Origin of the sequence: Mesobacterium hydrothermale, from assembly GCF_035818635.1 — a bacterium.
GTDB lineage: Bacteria > Pseudomonadota > Alphaproteobacteria > Rhodobacterales > Rhodobacteraceae > Mesobacterium_A > Mesobacterium_A hydrothermale.
In genome coordinates this window covers 22,611-29,083 of record NZ_JAYLLH010000037.1, presented here as the reverse complement: position 1 = coordinate 29,083, position 6,473 = coordinate 22,611, and the positions used below count along the sequence as shown (strand labels likewise).

The 6,473-nt window shown below is 58.4% G+C and carries 6 protein-coding genes; 5 read left to right on the top strand and 1 reads right to left on the bottom strand.

All coding sequences use genetic code 11. The annotated features are described in order from the left end of the window. The 4 genes from VK792_RS17635 to repC form a co-directional block, all read left to right on the top strand. Positions 1-198, top strand: a 198-nt coding sequence (locus VK792_RS17635; RefSeq protein WP_326299187.1) for a hypothetical protein, incomplete at its 5' end; no start/stop codon positions are given. Between the two features lie 380 nt (positions 199-578). Continuing rightward, positions 579-1,790: a plasmid partitioning protein RepA gene (gene repA, locus VK792_RS17630; protein ID WP_326299186.1), complete on the top strand. Its 1,212-nt coding sequence runs from the start codon at positions 579-581 to the stop codon at positions 1,788-1,790. Between the two features lie 103 nt (positions 1,791-1,893). Then, positions 1,894-2,889 carry a plasmid partitioning protein RepB gene (gene repB, locus VK792_RS17625; RefSeq protein ID WP_326299185.1) on the top strand — a complete coding sequence of 332 codons (996 nt, stop codon included), beginning with the start codon at positions 1,894-1,896 and terminating at the stop codon, positions 2,887-2,889. Between the two features lie 160 nt (positions 2,890-3,049). Then, positions 3,050-4,330 (top strand): plasmid replication protein RepC, encoded by a 1,281-nt coding sequence (repC, locus tag VK792_RS17620; protein WP_326299184.1) that lies wholly within the window; start codon positions 3,050-3,052, stop codon positions 4,328-4,330. Between the two features lie 12 nt (positions 4,331-4,342). On the opposite strand, the gene VK792_RS17615 is transcribed toward repC, so the two are convergent. Next, positions 4,343-5,461: a tyrosine-type recombinase/integrase gene (locus VK792_RS17615; RefSeq protein WP_326299183.1), complete on the bottom strand. Its 1,119-nt coding sequence runs from the start codon at positions 5,459-5,461 to the stop codon at positions 4,343-4,345. 126 nt (positions 5,462-5,587) lie between these two features. Here VK792_RS17615 and VK792_RS17610 point away from each other — a divergent pair, with 126 nt between their 5' ends. Beyond that, the gene (locus tag VK792_RS17610) at positions 5,588-6,472 is read left to right on the top strand and encodes a DUF1403 family protein (protein ID WP_326299182.1); all 885 of its coding nucleotides are present in this window, start codon (positions 5,588-5,590) and stop codon (positions 6,470-6,472) included. Position 6,473 lies beyond the last annotated feature (1 nt).

Here is a 6,473-nt window from a genome sequence, read left to right as displayed (position 1 = left end):
TCGACGGTGTTTGCATCACGGTCAGCTAGCCCAAAATCACGCGCCAAACAATCAGAGCAGATTTATGTGACAATACCGCCGCGTGACGTAAAGAATCGGCTGGGGCAACCCAGCCGATTTCTGCTGTTTCCCATCGCGCTGACACGCATTCCCCGCATTTTGCAGCCAGTGGTTGGTGCGTTTGGTGGAAGCAGCTGATCACTGAATTGACACAAGGTGATGATGACGCAATCCGTTTTGGAGGAGACGAATTCGTGCTCCCCCTAGCGTTCTGAGGCCTCGATCGCTTTGCATTTTGACAGCCGTGCAGTGCGGAAAAATAAAATAATAACAGATAGTTGTGGTGTAACGGGCGCGAAGTTAGAGTTGACTGCACATCCGAGCTAGTGACAGTCCCCCCTAGATATTGGGTAGCTACATTCCTCGATCGCTACACTTTGTCGAGACATCTAGGCACTCTGGTGGATTGGGTTAGATCTAACCGCCGCGCGAAAATCGTTGTTAAGACTCGTTTTTCCGTGTAGATGACACTTTAATGAGCGAAATCGCTGAAAAAGCGATATTTAGAGGACAGGCGGATGCGAGAACGGTCTTTTGCGGCTGATACGAAGGATCAACCCTTCGACGAGATCATCCTGCAGCAAGGAGAGTTGATTTCCGACCGCCTCAATATGTTGCGGCAGGAACAGTATCCTCCGGACGCCCAAAAAGGTCTACGTCAGTTTTCATTGGCCGAGGTTGCCTACTATCTCGGCGTGACGCAGTCGACCATTAAGAAGCTTCATCTCGAAGGCAAAGGTCCTGAACCTGAAACGTCGTCGTCCGGGAGGCGCAGCTACTCGGCCGAGCAAATGCTGGAACTGAGAGCATATCTCGACAAGCATGGCCGCCCCGGAAAACGCCGTTATGTCCCCTATCGGCAGCCTGGCGAAGAACTGCACGTCGTGTCTGTCGTGAACTTCAAAGGGGGTTCCGGAAAGACCACTACAGCCGCCCACCTCGCGCAGCACTTGGCGTTGAAAGGGCATCGAGTTCTTGCCATCGACTTGGACCCTCAAGCCTCGCTCACAGCTTTGCATGGCATTCAGCCTGAACTCGACGACGTGCCTTCGCTCTACGAGACACTTCGGTATGATGCCGAGCGCAAGCCGATCTCCGAGGTGATCCGGCCGACAAACTTTCCCAACCTAGATATCGTTCCGGCAAGTCTCGAGCTTCAAGAGTACGAATACGATACCCCGGTTGCTTTGACGAGCAGCGATCCCCACGAGGGCCGTACCTTCTTCACTCGTATATCGAAGGCGCTTAGCGAGGTAGATGACCGCTACGACGTGGTTGTGATCGATTGCCCTCCTCAGCTGGGCTACCTCACGCTTACTGCTCTCACGGCTTCTTCCTCGGTCATTGTGACGGTCCATCCTCAGATGCTGGACGTCATGTCGATGAGCCAGTTTCTCCTGATGCTGGGCGGGATCATGAAGACGATCCGTGACGCTGGAGCGAACATGCGCCTGAAGTGGTTCCGTTACCTCGTAACGCGATTTGAACCAACGGACGGTCCCCAGAAGCAGATGGTTGGGTTCCTCCAGGCGATGTTCCCAAATCAGATGCTGTCAGCTCCTGTGCTGAAGTCTACGGCGATCTCCGACGCTGGGATCACCAAGCAAACGCTTTACGAAGTTGAACGGTCTCAGTTCGTGCGGACTACTTACGACCGCGCAGTTACGTCTTTGAATGATGTGAACGACGAAATCGCTGAACTGATCCACAAGGCTTGGGGGCGAGAATGAATGTGGTTTTGACAGCCGTGCAGAGAGCCAGTTTTGACAGCCGTGCAACTGTCGAAATGCGCGCTGCACGTCGGTTGGATTCGGTCGAAAGGGAGATGGCTTAATGGCTCGCAAAGACCTCCTGAAGAGCGTTATGGCCGGCTCGCCGGAGCAGCCCAAGGATTCCGGTCGCTCTGGATACGCAATGCGCGGTGCTTCGAAATCGATGAAGGTTTCGATTGATAGCCTTGCGGAGAACTCGAAGCGTCTCCTTGAAGGCGAAACCATTGTCGAGATCGATCCGCAATTGATCGATGTGTCATTCGTTTCGGATCGACTTAGTGATGACGATGTTGCTTTCGACGAACTGAAAGCATCGATCGCAGCAGGTCGCCAGGACACGCCGGTATTGCTTAGACCGCATCCGGAAGCGGATGGCCGCTATATGATCGTCTTCGGGCATCGCCGTGTGCGAGTTGCATCGGCGCTCGGCCGTAAGGTTCGCGCCGTTGTAAAACCGATGGACGACGTGGCCCACATTCTTGCTCAAGGGCAAGAAAACACAGCGCGCGCAGATCTCTCTTTTATTGAGAAGGCCCTATTTGCGAAGAGCCTCTTGGATATGGGGCAAGCAAAGGACGTGATTCAGTCCGCCCTTACCATCGATGGGACGTTGCTTTCACGGATGCTGTCAGTGGCGCAGAACGTCCCACGGCACGTCATCGAACGGATTGGTCCGGCCAAGCAGATTGGGCGTGATCGCTGGGAAGATTTCAAGAAGTTGGCTTCGGAACCATCGAATGACAAGATCCTCGAGGAAGCTTTGGAGTTCGACGGGTTTCAGAACCTCGACAGTGATGCTCGCTTTGAGTTCCTGCACAGCAAGCTGGCAGAAGCGGGTAGGGTACCGAAGCGCCGAAAAACGCGTGCCACGCCCAAGAAACGAACCTGGACCGCTGGCAAAGGCCGCATCAAGGGCGTCATCGGTCGGTCAGGAAAGGCATTCAGCATTTCGCTTACTGCACAAGATTCAACCGCGTTCGGGGACTTTCTCTCGGGTCGGCTTGATCAGCTGTACAGCGAATTCCTCGCGACGAAAGAGGAGCAGTCAGAGCAATGATCTAGGCAAAAGAAAAGCCCCCAAGCAGCGTGGCCTGAGAGCTAATCTGAAAAGTTTGGTCGCTTAGAAGATATCTCTCCCGCGAATCACTGTCAACAAGAACGCCACTTCGGCGAACGGCTTTCTTTTGCCTCCACATAACTGGAGGTGAGAAACAGGCATGAAACATACAGGTTGGCGCAAGCCGACACCGGGTCTTGGCATTGCAGAGCAACTTGCCCAAGCCGGTGAACAGGTGGCTGTACCCAAAACGCGGGCCTTCGTGGCCGTTAAGCGGGTGGGGGCCTACATTGGCCTCAAGGCAGGAGACATGATGCTCCTCGATACGCTCGGGGCCTTTACGCAGGCCCAAGACTGGGAGGAGGGGCAACGCCCTATCGTCTGGGCGTCGAATGCCTATCTGATGGAGCAGACGGGGTTCTCGCTTTCGGCGCTTAAACGCCATGCACGGCGGCTGGCCGAGATCGGCGTAATTTCCTTCCAGGACAGCCCGAACGGCAAGCGGTGGGGCCGCAGGGACGCCGAGGGGCGCATCGTCGAGGCCTATGGTTTTGATTTGTCGCCGCTGTCGGCGCGTGTCGAGGAGTTCGAGGAGCTCCATGCCGATTTGCAGGCCGAGCGCGAGCTCTGTCAGCGCCTGAAGCGCCAGATCACGGTTGCACGCCGTATGATCCGCGCTCGGATCGAGGCGGCCGTCAGCAGCGCGCTGCGCGGGCCCTGGACGCAATTCACGGGGCTCTTCGAGGAGCTTCTGGACCGTCTTCCGCGCCGCCATGAAGCGTCTGAGCAGCTTGCACGGCTGCTGGGCTGGTTCAAGGAACTTCAGGAGCGCGTCGAAGCGGCCTATCTCAAGGCAACCGAGGTCGTTCAACCTGTGGAAAACGCGCCCGAAGCCAAGGAACAAGTTCCCGAGAAGACTCAAGAAATGAACCCCAGGGAGGTCATTTCTGACCCTCATATACTAATTACAAACCAACTTGATCCTGTAACTCGTAATTCCTCAGAAAATGAGGAAGTCGCGGCCGTGGTGACCAATGCTCGACCCGAAGATCAGGTTGATAGGGAGCTGGAAGAGTGGGTGGCTGAAGTCCGCAAGAAGCGCGCGGCACTGGATCTGCCCACAGTGATGCAGGCCTGTCCCGAATTCGCGTCCTGGGCGCGTAATATGGGCGGCTTCCTGAAGGATTGGGGCGATCTGCACCGGGTTGCTGGTCAACTAAGGCCGATGATCGGGGTGTCCGAGCATGCCTGGAACGTGGCACAGGACCGATTGGGCAAACAGGTGGCGACAGCGGCGCTGGCGCTTGTCTTCGAGAAGCACTGCGCGGGCGAAGTGTCCTCGCCGGGCGGCTATCTGCGCGGCATGGTCGAGAAGGCCGGGGCAGGGGAGCTGCATCTCGAGCGCAGCTTCTATGGCAGGCTTAGCGGGCAGGCGGCATGATAGGGCAGGGGGTCAGAGTCCGGCGGCCTTGGTCAGGTTCACGCGGAACCGGTCACGGCGGCGCTGGTAGCGGCGGGTCATCTCGGCCGAGGCGTGCCCCAGCTGCTTCTGGACATAGCGTTCGTCAGCCTCTGCGGAGCTGGCGAGACCGGCGCGCAAGCTGTGGCCAGAGAACAACGCCAGCCGCTCCTTTTCGGGCAGTTCGGAGCGGATGCCGGCGTCTAGGACCGTGCGCTTGATCAGCCGGGCCACATGCTTGTCGTTGAGCCGTGTATCGAGGGCGCGCTTGCCATCGCGCGAGGTCCCTACAAAGACAGGGCCGAAGTCGATCTTCGCAAAGTGCAGCCATTGCTCGAGAGCATGCACGGGGCAGGTATGATCCTTGGAGCCGCGGCCGATCTCGACTTCACGCCAACCGGTTTTGGCGTTGAGGGTCAGGAGGGTGCCCTTCTCCATGATTTCCACCCAGCCGCCAGAGTCCGGCGTGTCATACTTGTGAACATCGAGACTGACGATCTCTGATCGGCGGAGGCCTCCGGCATAGCCCAAAAGAAGGATCGCGCGATCTCGTAGCCCCCGCAGATCGAAAGGAAGGGTGGCCACCATCGCGAGAATGTCTTCTGCCAGGATCGCTTCCTTCTGCACCGGCGGGCGGGCGTGCTTGCGCTTGATCCCGGCCAGCACAGTTGCGATGTGGCGGTCTTTGCGGTCGAGGGTTAAGCCACGCTGCGCGTAGTTCCAGGCCAAGCCGGACAGACGGCGATCAATGGTGGACACCGAGAGGGCAGTGGTTTTGGTGGCTGGTGCAGCGAGGTCAGTGAGATAGAGGCCGATCATCTCCGGCGACGGGGGGAGGGGCTCTGTTCCTTTCATCCTGCACCAGCGCGCAAAATGCTTCCAGTCGGCGGCGTATGCTTTGTTGGTGTTTTCAGCCGTCGAGGCCTTGGCATAATCTCGCGCCGTATCGACAAGGCGATCGAGCCTGCCGGAACCGGCGACATGGGAGGGCAGGGCGATGGTATCTTGGCGCGAGCGATCTCTCTCGTCGCGCGGAGTATCATCTATGGAATCGGAGGGCGCTGAGGTCGATTTCTCAGCTTCCGGGGTCTGGTTTTCGGGTGCTTCGCTCATGTTTCTGAGTCTATCCCAAATATGTCCGATAATGCAAACTTATTGGACATATTTTCGAACGGCAAAGAGGGGCGGTTAGTTCGCTATTTTCTGGAAAAAAGCGCCGCGGATGTATAAGCTTTGGGCATGACTTTTGCCCGGCCGGATCACATCAGCGACCTCGACACACTACCCCAGATGCCCGCCTGGGTCACTTCCGTGCGGGCTGAAACCCTTGAAGATGTTGCGTTTTTGTCAGGCGCGGCGTTGAGCCATCTGCATCTTGTGTTGGGACGCGAGGAGGTGCCCCAACCCTTGTTGCGGGATCGCTTGGCGCTGCGTGCAGCGGAGGCGTGTGTCGTGTTTTCGGGGCGGTCGGAGCGGGCAGGGGAGCTACGCGATGCCGTGCATCTCTTGCGTCCTGGCGATCTGCCTGGACCGGCAGGGGATACCTACCTTAGCTGGCGGCGCGCGGCGGCTCGGCAGGTGTCGATCAAAGCTCTGGTTCAAGCCTTGCCGTGCCTTGAGCCGGGCCAGATCGCCGCGTGGCTCAATACTGGGCAGGGTGCGCCAGTTTCTCGGGCTACCTTGGTGATGGAGGCCGTTCTGACCGAGGTCCCGCGACAGGATGTTGCCGCGTTGATCCTGGCCGATGCCGCCTTGGCGCAAGCTCTTGGTTGGAAGCAAATTGTACCTTTGCTGGCTGCGGGCCTGAAACGCGCCGATCTGCGCAAGCGCGGCGAGGATCTGCGGCTGGCCTGTCATCGCACCGTGACGACATCCGCCATCGAGGCTTCGCGTCTGTCGGCAGACCTGACGCGCCGGACCGCGCATTTGAAAGCGGTCGCGCCAACGCTCCGGGCCAAGGGTGCCGGGGACGCTGTCGAGATGTTCCTGACCCGTGATGCCGTGGCCTCTTCAGCCTTGCCCTTGCCGGATCGCGCCGCGCGGCGGCTCTGCGACCGGCTGGTCGAACTCGGGGCGATCCGGGAACTGACCGGCCGCGATACCTTCCGGCTCTACGGGGTGTGAC

Bases quoted from the DNA above. Each gene is read 5' to 3' on its own strand.
- repA (WP_326299186.1), top strand. From the start codon at position 579: ATGCGAGAACGGTCTTTTGCGGCTGATACGAAGGATCAACCCTTCGAC.
- repB (WP_326299185.1), top strand. From the start codon at position 1,894: ATGGCTCGCAAAGACCTCCTGAAGAGCGTTATGGCCGGCTCGCCGGAG.
- repC (WP_326299184.1), top strand. From the start codon at position 3,050: ATGAAACATACAGGTTGGCGCAAGCCGACACCGGGTCTTGGCATTGCA.
- VK792_RS17615 (WP_326299183.1), bottom strand. From the start codon at position 5,461: ATGAGCGAAGCACCCGAAAACCAGACCCCGGAAGCTGAGAAATCGACC.
- VK792_RS17610 (WP_326299182.1), top strand. From the start codon at position 5,588: ATGACTTTTGCCCGGCCGGATCACATCAGCGACCTCGACACACTACCC.